Raw genomic sequence first — 19,135 nt, 5'->3', positions numbered from 1 at the left:
AGGCGTGAACAGCGCCGCCCCGCCCCCCGTCATGGTCACCCGCGTCACCGGCGCGGGCGACACCTTCATGGCCGCCCATCTCGTGGCCGAGCGTCAGGGCGCCCCGCGCGCCGAGGCACTCGGTCGCGCGCTCGCCGCGGCCGCCCGCTACGTATCCGGAGATATCGCCACATGACCGCCCCCCTCACCTTCGCCCCCGAAGTCCGCGCAGCGCTGGACGCGGGCCAGCCCGTCGTCGCGCTGGAATCGACGATCATCACCCATGGCATGCCCTTCCCGCAGAACGTGAAGACCGCCCGCGCCGTGGAGGCGGAGGTCCGCGCGAATGGCGCGGTCCCCGCCACGATCGCGGTGATGGACGGGCAGATCCACATCGGGCTGACCTCCGAGGAGCTGGACCGCCTGGCCCAGGCCCAGAACGTGATGAAGGTGAGCCGCGCGGATATCGCCGTCTGCCTCGCGCGCGGGGCCTATGGCGCCACGACCGTCGCCGCGACGATGATCTGCGCGGCCCTCGCGGGGATCAAGGTTTTCGCCACCGGCGGCATCGGCGGCGTCCATCGCGGCGCCGAGCATACCTTTGATATTTCCGCCGATCTCGCCGAGCTTGGCCAGACCGCGGTGACGGTGGTGGCCGCCGGCGCCAAGGCGATCCTCGACATTCCCAAAACGCTCGAAGTGCTGGAAACCGACGGCGTGCCGGTCATTGCCTATGGTCAGGACGAGGTCCCGGCCTTCTGGTCGCGCAGCTCCGGGCTGAAGGCGCCGCTGCGCGCCGATACCGCCGCCGAAATCGCCGCCTCCCATATCATGCGCGGCCGGCTTGGCCTGCCGGGCGGGCAGCTCGTGGCCAATCCGATCCCGGCCGAAGCCGAGATCCCGCGCGAGCAGATCGTCCCCGCGATCGAAGAAGCCCTCGCCGAAGCCGCCGCCAAAGGCATCGCCGCGAAAGAGGTGACGCCGTTCCTGCTGCAGCGGATCTTCGAGATCACCGAGGGCCGTTCGCTGGTCGCGAACATCGCGCTGGTTCTCAACAACGCCCGCCTTGCCTCTGAAATCGCGAAGGAAATTGCGGCGGCCTGACCCTCGCCCGGGCCCGCCGGGTTGCCCCGGAGCGTCACGACACGGGGCAGCAGGCGGGCCTGCCCGCGGCATGTGCCCGGGCGCATACGGCCTGAAAGGCCGATCGCGCCCGGCTCCGCCTGGGATGGCCATGCCCGCCCCGCTCATGGCCCCGACATCCGCGCGACGAAGAGAAAGCCTCCGCCTGCCGAAGGCCCGCCGGGGCGGCGACGCCGTCAGCCGCGCTGCATCCCTCATTCGGAAGCGCCGCTCCGAGCCGGGCGCCCCTGAGAACAGGGTTGCAATCGGGCAGCATTGGCGACTTACTGGCTGCGGCCGCCAAACTCTATCCATATTCATCAATAACTTAGACAAAATTCCGAAATCACCTCTCACCGGACATTCTCCGGCCTGGTGATGTGGGCAATCATCTCTCGCTGCCCCCCCCCCGGCGGCTCTGAGGAAGGAAATTTCATGCTGCGCAGCCTTTTCACGGCGATCACGCTCACGGCCCTCACGGCCGCCCCCATCGCCGATGCCTGCACCCGTGTGGTCTATCATGGCCCGGAAAACCGGGTGCTGACGGCGCGGTCGATGGACTGGAGCATGCCGATGCTCTCCAACCTGTGGATTTTCCCGCGGGGCATGGTGCGCAGCGGCGAAGCGGGCCCACGCTCACTGGAGTGGACGTCGAAATACGGCAGCCTGATCGTCTCGGGATACGACATCTCCACCGTGGACGGCATGAACGAGGCCGGGCTCGTGGCCAACATGCTCTGGCTGGTGAGCTCGGGCTACCCCAAGGATGACGGCGCCACGCCGCAAATGTCGCTCTCGCTCTGGGCGCAGTATTTCATGGACAATTACGCCACCGTGGCGGAAGCGGTGGCCGATCTGGAGGCCCGCCCGTTTCACGTCGTGACCAAGGATGTGCCGATGCAGCCGGGGCGCCTGACCACGGTGCATCTGTCGCTGTCGGATGCGAGCGGCGACAGCGCGATCCTCGAATGGATCGACGGCACGCTGCAGATCCATCACGGGCCGGAATTTAAGGTGATGACCAACGACCCGCCCTATGACGAACAGCTGGCGCTCACCGCCTACTGGCAGGGCATCAACCCGCGCGAAATGCTGCCCGGCACCACCCGCGCTGCGGACCGCTTCGTGCGGGCGCGCACCTATGTGGATATGGTGGTGCAATCCGACGATCCGCGCGAGGCCGCCGCCGCGGCCTTCAGCGTGATCCGCAATGCCTCCGTGCCCTATGGCATCAGCACGGCGGATGCGCCGAACCTCTCCACCACGCGCTGGCGGGTGGTGGCGGATCAGAAGGACCGGCTGTTCTATGTGGAATCCGCGATTTCCCCGAACGTGTTCTGGGTGGATCTGAAGAAGCTCGATTTCGCCGCGGGCGGCGGGGCGCGCATGCTCGATCTCGGTGTGGATATGCAGAGCATCCGCTCAGGCGAAGTTTCCGCCGAGTTCGTCCCGGCTCCGCCGTTCCAGTTCGAACCCGGCGAGTGAGGCGCTGGCCCCGGCTGCGCGTTTGAAGGCCGCCGGCGCCGCTCCCGCCCTTTGGGCGCAGGGGGCCGCCGGATCCGCGCCGCCCGCGCGGCGGCGGCAAACCGCCCCGGTGCGCTAGCGGCGGCTGAAGAGCGCGCCGCGGGCGGTTTCGATCACGGCGCGCATCGTATCGGCCGCGGCCTCGGGGTCGGCTGCGGCAATGGCCGCGACGATGGCGCGGTGGCTGTCCACCACATTGCGCAGCTCTTCGGGGCTGCGGGGCGCATCGGAGGCCTCCGCCATCAGCATCGAATAGAGCGCCGTCTGCGCCAGATTGCCGAGAGAGCCGAGGAAGCGATTCCCCGACAGCGCCAGGATCCGGTGATGGAGCGCCAGATCGGCCACCGCGAAATCGCTGCGCGATCCGGCCGCGGCCAGATCGTCGCACAGAAGGCCCAGGGCCGCGGCATCCTCCGGCCGCGCCCGCGCCGCCACCCGCGCCGCCGCCGCGGGCTCGACGATCAGCCGGATCTCGAACAGCTCGCGCAGGAAGGCCTCGGGCACCTGCCCCATCATGTGCCAGCGCAGCACATCCGGATCGAACATGTTCCAGTCCGCAGGCGGCAGCACCCGGGTTCCGACCTTCGCCTTCGAGGTGAGCATCCCCTTCGCGATCAGCATCTTCTTCGCCTCGCGGATGACCGTGCGCGAAACGCCGAACATTTCCTCGAGATCGGGATCGAGCGGGATCATCGTATTGGCCGGATATTCCCCGACCACGATCGCCCGCCCGATCTCGTCGACGACATGGGCGGTATGGTTGAAGGCACGTTCGGCCAGACCGCCCGGGGCAAGGCTCACGACCGCCCGGCGGAGAAGCTCGCCAGCCGTATCTTTGCGTTCGTCGCCCACCCCAATCCCTTCTGAAGCATGATGAAGGCGAACAGCAGCGCCCCGATCACGATCTTCGTCCACCAGCTCGACAACGTGCCGTCGAACACGATGTATGTCTGTATCAAGCCCATGATCAGAATGCCAAAGAATGTTCCGGCGACGAAACCCGCGCCGCCCGACAGCAGCGTGCCGCCAATGACCACCGCGGCAATCGCATCGAGTTCGGCGCCCACGGTAGCCAGCGAATAGCCCGCCGAGGTGTAGAGCGAATAGACGATGCCCGCGAGGCCCGCGAGCCCGCCCGAGACCGCATAGATACCGATGGTCGTGCGCGCGCGCGGCACCCCCATCAGCTGCGCGGTCTGCAGGCTGCCGCCCATCGCATAGATGTTCTGCCCGAAGCGGGTACGGTGCAGCACCAGCATCGCCACCGCAAAGGTGCCCAGCATGAGAAAGCCCGTGACCCGGAACATCCCCCCGCCCGGCGCCTTCCAGGACAGCGCCTGCAGCCAGTCGTAGAACGGCGCCTCGATCGGCACGGATTCGGTGGTAATCACATAGGCCATGCCCCGCATCAGGAACATGCCCGCCAGCGTCACGATGAAGGGCGGCATCTCCAGATAATGGATGATCGCCCCCATGGCCGCGCCGAAAGCCGTGGTGATCAGCAGCGCCAGCGCGAAGGCCAGCAGCGGATGGATCTGCGTATCGCGCAGGATCACGGCGAGAAACACCCCGGTGAAGGCGATGACGGAGCCCACCGAGAGATCGATCCCGCCCGACAGGATCACGAAGGTCATGCCCACCGCAACGATGCCAAGGAAGGCGTTGTCCGTCAGCAGGTTCGCGATCACGCGGGTGGAGAGCATATTGGGGTATTGCGCCACACAGAGCCCGAAGGCGATCAGGAAGGTCGCGATGGTGATATAGAGCGGCAGGCGCGCCGAATGTCTCATGGCCGGCTCTCCCCGGAGCTGTGGCGCACGGCGCTCCCGGCGCCGGGCGGGATCTGTGCGGCCGCGTCGCGAGGGGCGCCGGCGCGCAGCAGGTACAGGCTGTGCTTCACCTTGGGCGACTGGATCATCAGGATCATGATGATGAGCAGCGCCTTGATCACCAGGTTGAACTCGACCGGCATGCCCGAGAGCAGGATGGCGGAATTGATCGACTGGATGATCAGCGCCCCGATCACCGAAGCGGTGATGGAGAAGCGCCCGCCGAGGAGCGAATTGCCGCCCAGGACCACCGCGAGGATCACGTCGAGCTCCATCCACAGCCCGGCATTATTGGCATCGGCGCCCTTGATATCGCCGGCGACGATGACGCCTGCAAGCGCCGCGCAGAGCCCGGTGACCAGATAGGCCGCGACGATCAGCACCCGCGCATTGATCCCCGCAAGCCGCGCAGAGCGTTCATTGACCCCAACGGCCTCGATCAGGAGCCCAAGCGCGGTGCGCCGCGCGGTGATGCCCACCGCCAGTGCCGCCGCGCCCCAGATCCAGACCGGGGTCGGCACCGTGAGGAACGTGCCCGAGCCGATGCGCGAGAGGCCCGGATCGTTGAAGGTGAGGATCGCGCCTTCGGTCAGGAGCTGCGCGACCCCGCGCCCCGCCACCATGAGCACCAGCGTCGCCACGATCGGCTGCACGCGCAGCACCGCGACGAGAACCCCATTCCACAGCCCGCACAGGAGTCCGACGGCCAGCGCCGCGCCGAGGGCCGCGTACCACGGCAGGCCCGAGGTGACGCACAGCGCCGCCACCGCCCCCGCGATCGCCATCACCGCACCGACCGAGAGATCGATGCCGCGCGTGGCGATCACCAGTGTCATGCCGGTGGCCAGAAGGGCGGCCGGTGCGCCACGGTTCAGGATATCGATCACGCCACCGTAAAGGCGCCCGTTCTTCAGGCTCAGCTCGAAGAAGCCGGGGAACACCAGAACGTTCAGCGCGAGCAAAAGCGCAAGGATGATCAGCTGCGGGCGCACCCGCCGGAGCGTCGCCCGGATCATGGCGCGGCCCCCCCTGCGATCGCATGCACGATGGCGGCGGCATTGACCTCGGGCCCGGCCAGCTCCCGGACCTGCTGGCGGTCGCGCAGCACGATGACGCGCGAGGCATAGGCCACCAGCTCCTCCATTTCCGATGACGCGACCAGCAGCGCCATGCCGCCCGCGCGCAGGCGCTCGATCAGCGCGATGATTTCCGCATGCGCGCCGACGTCGATCCCGCGTGTGGGCTCGTCGAGGATGAGCAGGTCGGGCTGCATCGCCAGCCAGCGCGCCAGCAGCGCCTTTTGCTGATTGCCCCCGGAAAGCAGCCGGATTGGCATATCGAGATGGGCGAGCCGGATATCCAGCGCCTTGACATAGCTCTCCGCGATCTCCGCGATCCGCGCGCGCGAGAGCGGCCTGGCCCAGCCCTGCCGCGCCTGCAGCGCGAGGATGATGTTCTCGCGCACCGACAGATCGCCGACGATGCCGCAGGTCTTGCGGTCCTCGGGGCAGAAGCCGAATTTGAGCGCAATCGCCTCGCGCGGCCCGGAGAGGCGCACGGCCCGCCCCGCCATGAGTGCCTGGCCGCGGTCGGCCGGGGTTTCGCCGAAGATGGTGTTGCAGGTCTCACTGCGCCCCGAGCCCAGAAGCCCGGCCAGCCCGACCACCTCGCCCCGGTGCAGCGTCAGATCGAACGGCGCAATCACGCCGCGCCGGCCATATCCGCGCAGCTCGAGCAGCGGCGCGCCGGGCACGGGCGCCTCCTGCCGCGCGCTCGCCGCCTCCAAAGCGCGCCCGAGCATCAGCGTGACCACCTCATGCCGGCTCACCTCGCGCAAAAGCCGCGTCGCGACCACACGCCCGTTGCGCAGGATCGTGGCGCGGTCGCACAGGGCAAAGACCTGATCGAAGAAATGGGTGATGAACACGACCGCAAGGCCGCGCCGGGTCAGCCCGCGCACGACCGAGAACATCAGCGCGACCTCATCGCGGTCGAGGCTGGCGGTCGGCTCATCCAGGATCAGCACCTTGCCCGACATTTCCACCGCGCGGGCGATGGCGACGATCTGCTGGATCGCAATGGAATAGTCCGACAGGCTGCACGCCGGATCGATCTCCAGCCCATAGCCGCGCAGCACCTGCCCGGCTTCGCGGTTCATCCGCCGCCGGTCAATCATCCCCCACCGCATAGGCTGCCGCCCGAGATAGAGGTTCTCCGCCACGGTCAGGTTCGGCAGCAGATTGACCTCCTGATACACCGTGCCGATGCCGGCGCGCTGGCTGTCGAGCGGGTCGCGCGGGTCGATCTCGGCGCCATCGAGCATGATCTTGCCGCCGTCGCGCTGATAGGCGCCGGTCAGGCATTTGATCAGCGTGGATTTGCCCGCGCCATTCTCGCCCAGAAGCGCGTGAACCTCATGCGCTTCACGCCCGCGCAATGCAGCGCGCTGAAGGAGATCGAGGGCGGCGTCGCCACCCGTTCGGCGGCCGATATCGAGAAGATCGGGGCCGCGATGGAGGCCAACAAGAACGCGGATCCGGCAGAGGTTGCGCGGATCTCGGGCCTCTCGGTCCCGACGGTCTCGACGCTGGGCTCCCTGAACCAGCAAGACGGCATGGCCTTCTCGCTGGTCTTCGGCTCCATGCTGCGGCACTATCATCCGGATCTGTTGATGAAGGTGCTGCGCGAGCGCGGCCCGCTCGGTCAGGTGCCCGATGTTGCCGGCAATCCGCTGGGAATGGGCCTGCTGGATGGCATGCTGAACACCGCACAACAGCGCTACCTGACGCAATGCTCCTGACGCGCTGGCCGGCCTGCGGCAGGCGCATCCAGCAGAGCCGGGGTGCCAGGCCCCCTGCCCGCCGCTAGACCGCGACCGGCCCGAAGCCCGCGCGATCGCGCGCGAGCGCCCGCGCCTCGGCCGCATCCAGCCGCGCCAGCGCCACCTTTTCGCAGCCGGTTTCACGCAGCGCCCGCGCCCAGATCCGCGCCACGGACGCGGCCGACCAGGGCAGCGCCGCCTGCGCGACCCAGGCGCGGGCACGCGGCGGCAGCCGGTCATGCGCCGCCATCGGGTTGCTCCGGCCGCGGGTGCGCAGCCTGGTCGCGAGGTTGCGCCTCATGCCGCGCGCCCCCAGCGGGGGAAGGGATCGGCGAGCCCGGCCCAGGCTTCGGGGGCGAACCGGGCCTCCGGCACGAGGCAGCGCTCCGGCATGGCCTCGATCCGGGCGCGGTTCATCTGCCCCAGCATCCCGATGAAGACCAGCTCCTGCCGCCGGTCGCCGAACTCCTGCGCGACCTTCTCGGCCATGCGCGCGCGCTCGGTCTCGGGCCAGCGGTCCTGCGGCACCGCAGACCACCACAGCCCGAGCCCCCGCACCTCCAGCATCGGCCCGGCCAGCGAGAATTCCCCGACCCAGTCCGGCCGCGTGGCCAGCCAGAAATGCCCCTTGGCGCGGATCACCCCCGGCAGCGGCGTTTCGAAGAACTCCGCCAGCTTCGCAGGCTCGAACGGGCGCTCAGCGCGGAACACGAAGGAGGTGATCCCGTATTCCGCATCTTCGGGCCGGTGCTCGGCATAGCCATAGAGCTCCTGCGCCCAGGTCGGGTGGCGATGCGCCGCCTCGAAGGAAAACAGGCCGGTCCCGAGGATCTCCTGCGGGGCGACCCTGCCATAATCGGTCTCGACGATCCTTGCATCGGCATTGAGTGCACGGATGATCGCGCGCGCCGTCGCACGCGCCTCTGAGCTGGCCGAGCCGATCTTGTTGAGCACCACGACATCGGCAAATTCGATCTGCTCGGTCAGGAGCTGCACCAGGCTGCGCTCATCCTCCGGCCCGAGCTCGACGCCGCGATCCGCGAGGAAATCCTGCGCCGAGAAATCCCGCGTGAGGTTCACCGCATCGACCACGGTCACCATCGTGTCGAACCGGGCGATATCGTCGAGCGCGGCGCCCGCCTCATCGCGAAACTCGAAGCTCGCGGCGACGGGGAACCGCGCTCGCAGGGTGACGGTTGCGGTGTCGCTCGCGCCGTAGCCCTCGATCGTCTCGGCCGTGCTCGGATCGACCCGCTCGGCACGGAGCGTGGCGAGCGCGGCCCAGGTCTGTTCCGGCGTGCCTGCATCGTTCACCGTACTGGTGGCGCGCTGGATCTCGATCACCTCGGTGAGCCGCCCGGCCTTCATGCCGCCACCTCCACCGCCAGAACCTCGACCACGACGACGCCATGCGCGTGCTCGCCATCCGGATCGCGCAGGAACCGCATCGAGGACACCAGCACATCGGCGCAGGCGAGCCCGGCCGGGAAGCTGAGCCGCCCCGAGTGCAGCGCCGTGCGGATCTCGCCGCAGATCTGCTTCGAGGTTTCGAGCGAGGGTTCCCGGGTCCAGACATGCAGCGTGTGATAGACCCGCGTATGCGCCCGGCGCAGGCTGGTGCCCTCATCCGTCGCCTGGCTGTCGCCGAGGATGATCGAGGGCACCGGGTTTGGCCGCTGGTTCGTGTCGAGCATGTTCTCCGCGGGGACAAGCGCCAGCACCTCCCAAGTGCTCACCAGCCGCGCCCGGATCGCCTTTTGCACTTCGAGATCGACGTTCATCGCTTCTCCTTCACAGCTTTGCCGATCGCCCGCTTGATACGGTTCATGGCGCGCTTCTTCCCGAGGCGATAAGCTGGGAAGAAGAATGGTTGCGCCGCCGCGCCAGGGTGCATTGTGCCATGCTGGCGCCGCCGCCTGCCGCCGGTGCCATGAAGATCGGACCCCTTGCCAAGCGCATGCGCGGCGGTGCCAAACTCGACCCACCGGGCATAGAATGCCGCATCGTTTCCGGCGTAGACCGTGATGATCTCTGCTGCGCCGTCACCCACAGCGCCGAGCGAAATGCTCCCCGCCGGCGGCGCGCCCCACGTCCAGCCGATCGAGGCCTTCAGGGCCCCGTCATCGACAGGGCACAGGCCCCGGGCAATATCGCATATCTCCTCGGCCGAGCGTTCCATGGCCGGGCGCACGGCATCCCGCACCGCCTGCGGTATCGCCCGCATGCGCCGCTGAAAGCTGGACAGGCCCCCGTCATCCGCCATCAGAACGACCACTCCCGATATTCGTTGACGATATCGTCGACGCCGAAGGGCAAGGCCCGGCTGATGTCGGTCGCGGCCTCGCGGTTTTCGAACCACCAGGACGCGAGCTGCATCACTGCTTCCTTGAGGGCGGGCGGAACCGGGTCCTGTTCCGCGCCACCGAAGGCCGATTCGATCCGGTAACCTAGCAGGCGCTCGATATAGTTCTGCGCCGCCGCGACTTTGCGCTCGACGAGGGCAAGATCATCGAGAGGCGCATTAGCGGTCAGGCCCAGTTGAGCGAGCATGTCTTCAGGCGGGACAATCGGCATGATCACATTTCCTCACTACGCCAGACCTTCGAATTCTGGACAATATTTACCTGAAGTTTCATGATGTTATTGGCTGTGTCGAAAACCTCTGCCAGAGATGTGACCAAGCCGAGCCAGTTTCGACACGGATCTCCACCAGGGAAAACCAATTGAAACGGGTAGGCCCTCAAAGAACGGAACGCTGTCCACAAGAGTGCCGGCCCGGGATCGTTCGGGTCGTTTCCCAAAACGATCTGAAGGGGAGAACGGCGAAGGGTATCCTTCAGAAAGCTGGTGACCGGGATACCATCTTGGTCGGTTTGTCCGATCAGGCTCCGCTCTTCGGTGGCCCATTCTCCGCCGATCGTGCCGAGGGCCTCGACTTCCCCGATTTCAATCCACGCGTGCGTGTGAAACTCGATGTCGTCAGGCGCACTGGCAATAAGCAGGTGTGATCCGGAGACGGGATACAGCATGCGACGGCCTTATCCCGCGTTAACCTTGACCACGTTACTGTTGACCCAGAGCGTGGCGTTCAGCTTCATGACGTTGTTTGCGGTGTCGAGCGCCTCCGAGGCGCTGCCGACAGCCGCCACGAAATACCGTTCGGACGGGCTTCCAGCCGGAGGGGCATCGTTCAGCACGAGCTTGAACGCATAATCGAAGATGGTCTTCTCGGCCGCAAGAAGCGCGACCTGACCTGCATCCGCGTAATCGACGCCGCATACCACTTCCATGGTCCCGGCGTTGCGCGTGCCCTTCAGGCGGCGCGTGCGATTGGAGCCAATGCCGTCGAAGCTGATTTCGGCGGCCGTGTCCCCGATCGAACCGAGCCCTTCGGTCTCTCCTATCTCCACCCAGTTCGATGACTGACTGGCAAAGTCGCTGACATCGAAGTCCGTCGATTTCGCGGAAAGCACGCCGCCGATGAACAGCTTGGCGCCATTGGTTGCATAGATGGTCATTTCTGATCCTCATGAAGATTGCGGCGCTCCTGACGTTGCTTCGCGCCGGAATGGCAGGGGGTGCAAAGGGGTTGCCAATTGTTCTTGTCCCAGAACAGTTCGCGGTTCCCTTTGTGCGGGGCCTTGTGGTCAACGAGAACCGCACGGCCCCCGCAGATCGCACAACGCGGGTGACGCTTGAGGAAGGCCGCTTTGGCCTTGTCCCAAGCGCCAGTGTATCCGCGTTGGCTGCTGTTAGGTCTGGTCTGGTCGAACCGGGCCTTGCGCTCGGAATCTTGCTTTTGCTCGCAGCGGCATCGGACTCCGAAAGGAACCCGATGACCACAATTGCAGATGCGGGGTGCGCGAACCGGCATGCGTCACCTCCCCGAAATCGTGCCCTGGCGCTGACGCCCGTGCAGGTAGCCCCGCACCGTCACATCAGAGACATGAAGGGTTCTGGCGATCTCCGCGACGGTTTTACCCTCGTGATGCAAACATCCAGCGATCCAACTCGCGCCCCTTCTGTTCGCTGTTGCTCCAGGTGGCGCGGTCCAGATCGCCGACCATCGGGCCCGGAATGTTGAAGGCCCGCGCGATCTCGCGGATCTGGTGCAGGCGGTTCTCCAGGAACTGACTGTCGGTCGAGGTGAAGGTGAAGGGCTGGAAGGTCGTGCCGTCATAAAGGATCGCGGTTCGGCCGCCGGTATCCTCGCCTTCATGGGTCGCCCGCCAGGCGGCGCGCGCCTTCTTCACAGCCTCCTCGCCCATGCCCTTCGGGAACATCAGCGCGCCGGAGGGGCGCGCCCCGCGGGTGAACAGACGCCCGGCATGGCGGTCGAGCGCAACCGCGATGCCGATCGCCTCCATGGCCAGGGTGAGCGGCGCACGGCCGAGGGGCGGCAGCAGGTGAATGACGTCGCGCGGATTGATCGGCCGGTTATGGAGCCGGTAGCGGCGCTCGCCGGTATCGGTGTCCAGGTCGAAAGTGATCGCTCCGGTGCGGTAGCGGATCAGCTCCCGCGGATCGCCACCAACCCGGTTGACCCAGACCATGCCGCCAGCATCTGAGGTGAGGGCATCGACCACGATCTGGCGGATCAGCTCGAAGCCCGTGGTCCAGTCGTTTGCCTCATCGCGCAGCAGGCCGATGACAGGGTGATCGGAAACGTCGATCTCCGCGGTGCCCTCGCGGCGCTTCACCGTGACGTCGAGCGAGGCCACCGCTTCGCTGATCAGCTGGACCGCGTTCGCAACCACCGGCACGCGCAGCGCCTCCGCGGTGCTGACGGCGATCCCGGTCGCCGTGGGCGTCAGCCCGAAGATCGCCTCAATCGCCGCATCGGGTGAGACGAGGGACTTTTGTTCCGGCGCAGAGGCCGTGCGGGAGAAGGGCCAGAGTTTCATATCCCAGTTTATGCGGGACGCAGGCCCTTGCCCGTAAGGGTTCAAAACGGCTCAAAACGGCTCAAAACGGCTCACCCCCCCATGGCCGCACCCGGTTATCGTCGCTGCCAGGCGAGCAACTCGCCCCTGTCGGCGAACCAGCGCCCCATCGGTTTACTGATCGGGATCCCGCTTTTCGGATTGTTCACCCAGCGTTTGACGGTCGGGACAGAGACGCCCAGGCATCGCGCGATCGCTTTCATGCCAAAAATGCCGTTCTCCGGCTCAAGCAGGTCGTCGGCTCGCCAGCGATCAAGGGGTGGGCGGTCGTCAATTCTATGCTTCATTTCCATTCCACCCCCGTAAGACATTCTGTTAAGCCATTGAAAATCCCTATTTCCGGCAAATCTCGCGCTTTCCTCCCCGCGCCGGTCCCCATGATCACCCCAAAGTTCAGGACCACCCCCGGGCCTGTTTTCCGGAACGGGCCGAGGAGTCTGGTAACCGATGTAACCGATGGTTTGCGGACTTTCCCATGTGCGCGCGCATGCATCCGCGCGTGGAAACTTACACAAACCATCGGTTACATCGGTTACCTCCGATATTTCGTCAGCCATAGAGACCGCCTTCAGAGCGCAGCATGATGCCCTGCCAGATGCGCACAGCCTTGCCGCTGATCTTCTTCAAGGAACGTTCATGGCCGCGCTCTCTCAACAGATCCCCGAAGGCTTTCATGGTCCCGGCGTTGTCGGCGCGCGCTTCGGCATAGGCCTTCCAACTGTGGAAGAGATCGACCGCGACCGACCAGCAATTCTTATTCCGGGGATCGAGGATGCAGCATTCGTCGATCCATTGGCTGAACGTGTCCTGCACCTCGAAGTATTCCTCGGTTGATGCCCGCACTACCTGAGGCCGCACAAGTCCGGCGCTTTGCCAGTCGAGGCATCCCCGGATCATCCATTGCAGGATCGCGGGCCATTCTGCCTTCAGCTTCTCGGCAAGCTGAAGATCGGGCGTTTCGGGCTTGCGGGAGAAAGGAACGAAGTTCATCCGCGTTCGCATGGCGTCGTTCACGTTGCGCAGCTCCGGTTTGTGGTTGCCGACGATGATGATCTTGAACTCGGGCCGGTATTCGAACTCATCCTGACGCATGAACCGCGCGCGCAGAACGTCACCGCCGGTCATCTGGGCGAGGCGCGTCTCATTCCAACCCACCCCTTGCGGCACTTCGGAGACGGCCACGAGGCGCGCACCACGCATAGCGGCGAGGTCTGTGGAGTGCCGTTCGAACTTCGAGGCCGCAAAGGTATCCATGCTCGCGAACTGGGCATAATCGCCCATGATGCCCGCAATCGTATTCAGAAACAGGGACTTGCCGTTTCCTCCCGGGCCGAAGAAGAAGAGGAGCTGATGTTCGTTGGTCAGGCCCGTCAGCGTGTAGCCGCAGAAGGCCTGTAAAAAACGTTCCAGATCTTCATCGCCTTGCGTGACAAAGCTGATGAACGATCGCCATATAGGGCAATCAGCACTCGGATCCGGGGCAACCGCTGTCCGTCGCGTGATCATGTCCTCGGGCCGCGGCTCGCATCGCTCGCCCGTCCTCAGGTCGATCGTCACACCCGGGCACCCCAGAAGCATTCGATCAGGGTCCCACACATCATGGGTTACCGCATGGAGGGGTCCATCCGGCAAAAGACCTCAACACCAGAGACAAACCCCTTCCGCTGCACCCGTTCCAGAACCTTCGCTGCACGCCCTTCACTGGCCGCCCGAGCGAGGGCGCGGCACCAGTAACCGGCCAACTGGCGCTTGTCCCATTGCCAGAACCTCTCCTCGGCGTCCCAGATCGCCCACCGCCCGATTTCATGGTCATACCGGGCGCTTGCGCCATATTCGCGCGTGAACGTCAGGGCGATTGCGTCTTCGGTGATGACATCGACCGCCATGACGCGAGACGGACCACGGGGCTTGCGCTTTCGCTTTTCGACGGAAGGAGCGGCGCCATTATCGGCCACAACAGCAAGGCGAGGGGCCTTGTCGAACGGATCGTCAGCCATGTTGCCTCCGGATCACCATGCCCTCTGGGTCGATCCGCCGCGCGAATCGGAGCCGGTCATCTTCGGACATACTTTCGAACAGGGTGACCAGAAGCTTCTTGCGCGTGTTCAGCCCGAGGGGCGTTTGCCCCAATCTCGCCAGCGCCGCCGTACCGTAGGCCACCAGCCCGTGCGGCGGCGCGACGTCCGCCCAGAACTGAGCGGTCGAAGCCGTCGCCTCGAAAAGAGGGGCCAATTCTGGTCCCCCGGTCGATTGATCTTCCAGAAACGCGGTGCAGATCGCCAGGGCGTCTTCCCGGTCACAAGCGAACAGCGCATCGCAAAGAAACTGCGTCCGCATCGCTCGAATCGAACCACAGAAATCGCCATTCTGTGGTTCACCACAGATACATAGGGTATCCGCGGGCTTGGAACTTAGCTCGAAGTCATTGATGTTATTGGTGCACCCGACAGGATTCGAACCTGTGACCTCTGCCTTCGGAGGGCAGCGCTCTATCCAGCTGAGCTACGGGTGCAGCGCTTCTGCTGCATAGCCGATAGGGATCGGCACTGCAACGGGCAATCGACCTCAGGCGAGCAACTCGTGGCAGAGCTCCAGCGCATCGACCAGAGCATCCACCTCGGCCTCGGTATTGTAGAGCCCGAAGGAGGCCCGCGCCGTTGCGCCGAGGCCGTAATGGGCCAGAAGCGGCATTGCGCAATGGGTGCCCGCGCGCACCGCGACCCCGCGCCGATCGAGGATCGTCGAGATGTCGTGGGCGTGGCCCGGGCCAGTGATCGTCATCGAGAAGATCGCCCCCTTGTCCGGCGCATTGCCCTGAATATTCAGCCAGTTGAGCCCCGAAAACCGCGCCTGGGCATAGTCGCGCAGCCGTGCCTCATGCGCCGCGACCGCCTCCATCCCGAGCCCCATCAGGTAGTCGAGCGCGACGCCCAGGCCCACCTGCTGCACGATCCCGGGCGTACCCGCCTCGAACCGCATCGGGGGCTTGGCATAAGTGACGGCATCGCGGGTCACGGTGTCGATCATGTCGCCGCCCCCCAGGAACGGGCGCATCTCCGCCATCCGTTCACGCCGGATCCAGATCGCACCGGAGCCCGATGGCCCATAGAGCTTGTGCCCGGTGATCGCGTAGAAATCCACATCCAGATCGCGCAGATCGACCGGCGCATGCACCGCGCCCTGCGAGCCATCCACCAGCACCGGCACGCCCAGGGCATGCGCCCCGGCCGCAATCGCCTTCACATCCACCCGCGTGCCCAGCACGTTCGACATATGGGTGACGGCCACCAGCTTCGTGCGCGGCCCGATGGCAGCAATGACCCGCTCCGGGTCCAGGCTGCCGTCCGCCTCGGGCTCGACCCATTTCAGCACCACGCCCTGCCGCTCGCGCAGGAAATGCCAGGGCACGATATTGGCGTGATGCTCCATCACGCTGAGCACGATCTCGTCGCCCGCCTGCAGCCGCGGCGCGGCCCAGGCATAGCTGACCAGGTTGATCCCCTCGGTCGAGCCGGTGGTGAAGACGATCTCCTCCGGATCGGGCGCATTCAGGAACCGCGCGACGATCTCGCGCACGCCCTCATAGCGCGCCGTCGCCACCGTGGAGAGGTGGTGCAGGCCGCGGTGAACGTTGGCGTACTCCTCCTCGTAGAAGCGCGTCATCGCGTCGATCACCACGCGCGGCTTCTGCGCCGAGGCGCCATTGTCCAGATAAACGAGCGGCCGGCCGTTCACCTTCTGGCTCAGGATCGGGAAATCCGCGCGGATGCGCTCCACGTCATACATCGTTCTGTCCTCTCACATCTGGGCCGGCACGACGACCACGCCCAGCGACATCAGCAGCGTTCCGGCCAGGATCCCGCTGCCGAGGAAAATCACGATCACCGCCGCGCCGACCTTGGCGATATTGCTGAAGCCATGCAGCGCCGCGGTGAAATTGATCAGGAGCCAGAACAGCAGCAGCACCAGCCCCAGCGTGCCCACCACCGAGATCAGCGGGAAAAACACCATGATCAGCAGCTGCACGCATTGCCCGAGGATCAGCATGAACTCGAGCCAGACGATCAGCACCAGCGCATCGGCGAAGCGGCCCGCGCCGCCCATCTTGCGCCCGAAGAACCCGACCGCCCAGGCGCCATAGAGGATCAGCCCGGCCTGCATCAGCGCCATCGGCAAGGGCGGCGTGGGCGTGCCCAGGTCCTGCTTGGTGATGAAGGCGAACAGGATCTCCGCCCCGGTGCCGAGCGCGGCCGACAGGCAGATGACCGCGCCGAAGGCGATCCAGCGGGCGGAGGCGGGCAGATCGAGCGCCAGGATCGCCCGCGCCGCGCCCTGCGGATCGCGCAGGGAGCCAAAGATCAATGCGCGCAGGAAGGCGAAATCCATCAGCGGTCCTCGAATGCGGAAACCCGGAGCCCCGCGCCCCAGATCAGAATGAAGGCAAGGAACACCAGAGCGGAGACGAGCGCAAGCTGCGCGCCCTGCCCGATGAAGCCCGCCACCAGCCCCTGCAGCAGCATCAGCGGCGCGACCGCCAGCAGCGCCCAGAACAGCGCAAGGCGCGCTCCATACCAGCTGCCGCGCCCACCGAAGCCCCGCGCGATGAGCTGCGACAGCGCCGCCAGCCCATAGAAGAGCGGCACCGTCGCCCCGAGCGCCAGCGCCGTTCCGAGCGCGAGGCCCGCCATCGGCTGCCCGCCCTCAAAGGCCCGACGCGCGAGCCCCGGCCACTGGCCGACGAAGATCACCACCAGCGCCGCGACCAGAATCGACAGCGCGCGCGGCTCCGAGCGTTCGCGCGCCAGAAGCCCGCGCACCACCGCACGCGGCGCGCGGTAGCTGCGCAGGATATCGTCCACCGCCGCCATGGAGGCTCAGCCGCGGTGCTGCGCGAGCCAGCCTTCGAGGCGGGCGACGATCTCGTCCTTCAGGCCCGCATCCTCGATCTCCTCGATCGCATCGGCGACGAACGAGAGCACCAGCAGCGCCTGCGCCTCCTGCACCGGCACTCCGCGCGAGCGCAGGTAGAACAGCGCCGTTTCGTCGATCGCGCCGGTGGTGGAGCCATGCGAGCATTTCACATCGTCGGCATAGATCTCCAGCTCGGGCTTGCCGAGGAACTGGCTGTCGTCATCGAGGAGCAGCGACTGGCTGATCTGATAGCCATCGGTTTTCTGCGCGCCGGGCTTCACCAGGATCTTGCCCTGGAACACGCCCACAGCACCATGCTTCAGCACCTTCTTGAACACCTGCCGGCTCTCGCCGCGCAGCGCGTCATGGGTGACGAAGACGGTATCGTCGTGGTGGAAATCGCCGTCGCCCAGAGCCGCGCCCGCGATATGCGCGACCGCATCATCGCCCTGCAGCCACAGCACGGCCTCGTTGCGGGTCAGGCGGCCGTTCACGGTCAGGGTGAAGCTCTTCAGAAGCGCGCCTTCCGCCACCCGCGCGAACAGATGGGTCACGGCGAGCCGCTCCGGATCCGGGCCCTGCGTGCGCAGATGGTGGAACCGCGCGCCCTCGGCCACATCGACCTCCAGCACACCGTTGAACCGGCCGCCCGCCGCGCCGCTTTCCAGAAGGGTCAGCTCGGCACCCTTTTCCAGCTTCACGCAGTGATGCAGGATTGGATCGGAAGCATCTGATTTATGAACATAAATCAGATTGACGGGCCGCTCCACCTTGCCGGTAACCCGGATCAGAATGCCATCCGTCGCGGCCGCGGTATTCAGCGCGGCGAAGGGCCGGCGGACCGGCTCCTGCCCCGCAGCCTCCAGCGTGCCGTAGAAGCCCGAGGCCCAGCTCAGCTCCGGCGCGGCGGCCAGGCGGGTGATCTCCAGCCCGCTGCCCTCCAGCGGATCCGAGGCCGTGGCATCGAACACACCATCGACGAACACCAGGCGGATTCGGTCCAGCCCGTCGAACATCGGCGCCTCGCCGTCCTGCGGTGCTGCCGCAGGGGCATCGGCCGCGTTCAGCGCGGTCGGGTTCGTCCAGCGCCAGTATTCATCGCGCCGCCCCGGCAGGCCCATCACCGTCAGCCGCTCCAGCGCCTCGCGCCGGGCCCGCGCCGCGAAGCCATCTGGCAGGCGCAGCGCCGCCAGCCGCGCGTCCAGCGGCGCGGCCTTTTCGAGCACCGCCATCACGCCACCTCCGCGATGCCGTTCGCCTTCAGGATCTCGGCATAGCCGTTCTGCTCGACCTCCAGCGCCAGCTCCGGCCCGCCGCTCTGGATGATGCGGCCATCGGCCATGATGTGGACGACATCCGGTTTGATATGGTCCAGCAGGCGCTGGTAGTGGGTGATCACCAGGAACGACCGGTTCGCATCGCGCAGCGCGTTCACGCCCTCGGCCACCAGCCGCATCGCATCCACGTCGAGGCCGGAATCGGTCTCGTCCAGGATGCACATCTTCGGCTCCAGCATCGCCATCTGCAGGATCTCGTTGCGCTTCTTCTCGCCGCCCGAGAAGCCCACGTTCACCGGCCGCTTCAGCATGTCGGCGTCGATCTTCAGCGTCTTGGCCTTGGCCCGCACCACCTTCAGGAAATCGCCCGCCGAAAGCTCCTCCTCGCCGCGCGCCTTGCGCTGCGCGTTTACCGCGGTGCGCAGGAAGGTCATGTTGCCCACGCCCGGAATTTCCACCGGGTACTGGAACGCCAGGAACAGCCCCGCCGCGGCGCGCTCCTCGGGCTCCATCTCCAGCAGCTCCTCGCCCAGCAGCGTGGCGGAGCCATCCGTCACCTCATAGCCGTCGCGCCCCGAGAGCACATAGGACAGAGTGGATTTGCCCGAGCCGTTCGGCCCCATGATCGCGTGCACCTCGCCCGCGCCGATCTTCAGATTGACGCCCTTGAGGATGACCTTGTCCTCTTCCTCAAGTTTGACGTGCAGATTGTTGATTTCAAGCATGTTT

The 19,135-nt window shown here is 66.2% G+C and carries 26 protein-coding genes and 1 tRNA gene; 4 read left to right on the top strand and 23 right to left on the bottom strand.

Translation table 11 applies throughout. The annotated features are described in order from the left end of the window. From ACOMG5_RS12300 to ACOMG5_RS12290, 3 genes are all read left to right on the top strand, one after another. Nucleotides 1–175: PfkB family carbohydrate kinase (locus ACOMG5_RS12300; protein ID WP_420344098.1), on the top strand; the 175-nt coding region annotated here is incomplete at its 5' end. Then, on the top strand, nt 172–1,083 hold the full coding sequence (locus ACOMG5_RS12295) for a pseudouridine-5'-phosphate glycosidase (protein WP_420344095.1): 912 nt from the start codon (nt 172–174) through the stop codon (nt 1,081–1,083). The genes ACOMG5_RS12300 and ACOMG5_RS12295, both read left to right, overlap by 4 nt. 453 nt (nt 1,084–1,536) lie before the next feature. After that, nucleotides 1,537–2,586, top strand: coding sequence for a linear amide C-N hydrolase (locus tag ACOMG5_RS12290; RefSeq protein ID WP_420344094.1), 1,050 nt, complete (start codon nt 1,537–1,539; stop codon nt 2,584–2,586). A gap of 114 nt (nt 2,587–2,700) precedes the next feature. Here the strand turns inward: ACOMG5_RS12290 and ACOMG5_RS12285 are convergent, their stop codons facing one another. The 4 genes from ACOMG5_RS12285 to ACOMG5_RS12270 are packed head-to-tail and all read right to left on the bottom strand — an operon-like array spanning nt 2,701 to nt 6,891. Further along, the gene (locus ACOMG5_RS12285; protein WP_420344093.1) at nt 2,701–3,426 is read right to left on the bottom strand and encodes a FadR/GntR family transcriptional regulator; all 726 of its coding nucleotides are present in this window, start codon (nt 3,424–3,426) and stop codon (nt 2,701–2,703) included. Continuing rightward, a complete protein-coding gene (gene yjfF, locus ACOMG5_RS12280; protein ID WP_420344092.1) occupies nt 3,423–4,415 on the bottom strand; it encodes a galactofuranose ABC transporter, permease protein YjfF in 993 nt (330 codons plus the stop codon). The genes ACOMG5_RS12285 and yjfF overlap by 4 nt, the downstream gene beginning before the upstream one ends. Further along, nucleotides 4,412–5,470 (bottom strand): ABC transporter permease, encoded by a 1,059-nt coding sequence (locus ACOMG5_RS12275; protein WP_420344091.1) that lies wholly within the window; start codon nt 5,468–5,470, stop codon nt 4,412–4,414. The genes yjfF and ACOMG5_RS12275 overlap by 4 nt, the downstream gene beginning before the upstream one ends. After that, a complete protein-coding gene (locus ACOMG5_RS12270; protein ID WP_420344090.1) occupies nt 5,467–6,891 on the bottom strand; it encodes a sugar ABC transporter ATP-binding protein in 1,425 nt (474 codons plus the stop codon). The genes ACOMG5_RS12275 and ACOMG5_RS12270 overlap by 4 nt, the downstream gene beginning before the upstream one ends. Between ACOMG5_RS12270 and ACOMG5_RS12265 the strand changes: the two genes are divergently transcribed. Next, entirely contained in the window at nt 6,871–7,254 is a 384-nt protein-coding gene (locus ACOMG5_RS12265; protein ID WP_420344089.1) for a hypothetical protein, read from the top strand. The genes ACOMG5_RS12270 and ACOMG5_RS12265 overlap by 21 nt on opposite strands. A 64-nt stretch (nt 7,255–7,318) precedes the next feature. On the opposite strand, the gene ACOMG5_RS12260 is transcribed toward ACOMG5_RS12265, so the two are convergent. The 19 genes from ACOMG5_RS12260 to sufC form a co-directional block, all read right to left on the bottom strand. Beyond that, nucleotides 7,319–7,576 (bottom strand): DUF6525 family protein, encoded by a 258-nt coding sequence (locus tag ACOMG5_RS12260; RefSeq protein ID WP_420344088.1) that lies wholly within the window; start codon nt 7,574–7,576, stop codon nt 7,319–7,321. Beyond that, complete coding sequence (locus tag ACOMG5_RS12255) at nt 7,573–8,643, bottom strand: head-tail adaptor protein (protein ID WP_420344087.1); 1,071 nt, start codon at nt 8,641–8,643, stop codon at nt 7,573–7,575. The genes ACOMG5_RS12260 and ACOMG5_RS12255 overlap by 4 nt, the downstream gene beginning before the upstream one ends. Beyond that, nucleotides 8,640–9,056 (bottom strand): DUF3168 domain-containing protein, encoded by a 417-nt coding sequence (locus tag ACOMG5_RS12250; RefSeq protein WP_420344086.1) that lies wholly within the window; start codon nt 9,054–9,056, stop codon nt 8,640–8,642. The genes ACOMG5_RS12255 and ACOMG5_RS12250 overlap by 4 nt, the downstream gene beginning before the upstream one ends. Continuing rightward, nucleotides 9,053–9,538 carry an HK97-gp10 family putative phage morphogenesis protein gene (locus ACOMG5_RS12245; RefSeq protein WP_420344085.1) on the bottom strand — a complete coding sequence of 162 codons (486 nt, stop codon included), beginning with the start codon at nt 9,536–9,538 and terminating at the stop codon, nt 9,053–9,055. The genes ACOMG5_RS12250 and ACOMG5_RS12245 overlap by 4 nt, the downstream gene beginning before the upstream one ends. Then, nucleotides 9,538–9,849 (bottom strand): head-tail connector protein, encoded by a 312-nt coding sequence (locus ACOMG5_RS12240; RefSeq protein ID WP_420344084.1) that lies wholly within the window; start codon nt 9,847–9,849, stop codon nt 9,538–9,540. Before ACOMG5_RS12240 ends, ACOMG5_RS12245 begins: the two co-directional genes overlap by 1 nt. A 2-nt stretch (nt 9,850–9,851) precedes the next feature. Continuing rightward, entirely contained in the window at nt 9,852–10,304 is a 453-nt protein-coding gene (locus ACOMG5_RS12235) for a hypothetical protein (protein WP_420344083.1), read from the bottom strand. A gap of 9 nt (nt 10,305–10,313) precedes the next feature. Continuing rightward, the gene (locus ACOMG5_RS12230; protein WP_420344082.1) at nt 10,314–10,793 is read right to left on the bottom strand and encodes a hypothetical protein; all 480 of its coding nucleotides are present in this window, start codon (nt 10,791–10,793) and stop codon (nt 10,314–10,316) included. Further along, a complete protein-coding gene (locus ACOMG5_RS12225) occupies nt 10,790–11,149 on the bottom strand; it encodes an HNH endonuclease signature motif containing protein (RefSeq protein WP_420344081.1) in 360 nt (119 codons plus the stop codon). The genes ACOMG5_RS12230 and ACOMG5_RS12225 overlap by 4 nt, the downstream gene beginning before the upstream one ends. A gap of 103 nt (nt 11,150–11,252) precedes the next feature. Then, nucleotides 11,253–12,179 carry a phage portal protein gene (locus ACOMG5_RS12220; protein ID WP_420344080.1) on the bottom strand — a complete coding sequence of 309 codons (927 nt, stop codon included), beginning with the start codon at nt 12,177–12,179 and terminating at the stop codon, nt 11,253–11,255. Between the two features lie 95 nt (nt 12,180–12,274). After that, a complete protein-coding gene (locus ACOMG5_RS12215; RefSeq protein ID WP_420344079.1) occupies nt 12,275–12,511 on the bottom strand; it encodes a helix-turn-helix domain-containing protein in 237 nt (78 codons plus the stop codon). A gap of 256 nt (nt 12,512–12,767) precedes the next feature. Then, nucleotides 12,768–13,775: a phage/plasmid primase, P4 family gene (locus tag ACOMG5_RS12210; protein ID WP_420344078.1), complete on the bottom strand. Its 1,008-nt coding sequence runs from the start codon at nt 13,773–13,775 to the stop codon at nt 12,768–12,770. Nucleotides 13,776–13,822: 47 nt separating this feature from the next. Next, entirely contained in the window at nt 13,823–14,215 is a 393-nt protein-coding gene (locus tag ACOMG5_RS12205; protein ID WP_420344077.1) for a hypothetical protein, read from the bottom strand. Continuing rightward, nucleotides 14,208–14,555, bottom strand: a complete 348-nt coding sequence (locus tag ACOMG5_RS12200) for a hypothetical protein (RefSeq protein ID WP_420344076.1) — start codon at nt 14,553–14,555, stop codon at nt 14,208–14,210. Before ACOMG5_RS12200 ends, ACOMG5_RS12205 begins: the two co-directional genes overlap by 8 nt. Nucleotides 14,556–14,653: 98 nt before the next feature. Continuing rightward, nucleotides 14,654–14,730, bottom strand: a tRNA-Arg gene (locus ACOMG5_RS12195). Nucleotides 14,731–14,783: 53 nt separating this feature from the next. Then, nucleotides 14,784–16,004 carry a cysteine desulfurase gene (locus ACOMG5_RS12190; RefSeq protein WP_420344075.1) on the bottom strand — a complete coding sequence of 407 codons (1,221 nt, stop codon included), beginning with the start codon at nt 16,002–16,004 and terminating at the stop codon, nt 14,784–14,786. 12 nt (nt 16,005–16,016) lie between these two features. After that, nucleotides 16,017–16,604, bottom strand: a complete 588-nt coding sequence (locus ACOMG5_RS12185; RefSeq protein WP_420344074.1) for a YIP1 family protein — start codon at nt 16,602–16,604, stop codon at nt 16,017–16,019. Beyond that, the gene (locus ACOMG5_RS12180) at nt 16,604–17,086 is read right to left on the bottom strand and encodes a YIP1 family protein (protein ID WP_420344073.1); all 483 of its coding nucleotides are present in this window, start codon (nt 17,084–17,086) and stop codon (nt 16,604–16,606) included. Before ACOMG5_RS12180 ends, ACOMG5_RS12185 begins: the two co-directional genes overlap by 1 nt. A gap of 6 nt (nt 17,087–17,092) precedes the next feature. Next, nucleotides 17,093–18,361: a SufB/SufD family protein gene (locus ACOMG5_RS12175; protein WP_420344072.1), complete on the bottom strand. Its 1,269-nt coding sequence runs from the start codon at nt 18,359–18,361 to the stop codon at nt 17,093–17,095. After that, the gene (gene sufC / locus ACOMG5_RS12170) at nt 18,361–19,131 is read right to left on the bottom strand and encodes a Fe-S cluster assembly ATPase SufC (RefSeq protein WP_420344071.1); all 771 of its coding nucleotides are present in this window, start codon (nt 19,129–19,131) and stop codon (nt 18,361–18,363) included. The genes ACOMG5_RS12175 and sufC overlap by 1 nt, the downstream gene beginning before the upstream one ends. Nucleotides 19,132–19,135 lie beyond the last annotated feature (4 nt).

Source organism: Paenirhodobacter sp., from assembly GCF_041916475.1.
Lineage (GTDB): Bacteria > Pseudomonadota > Alphaproteobacteria > Rhodobacterales > Rhodobacteraceae > Rhodobacter.
This window is presented reverse-complemented; position numbering and strand designations above follow the sequence as displayed.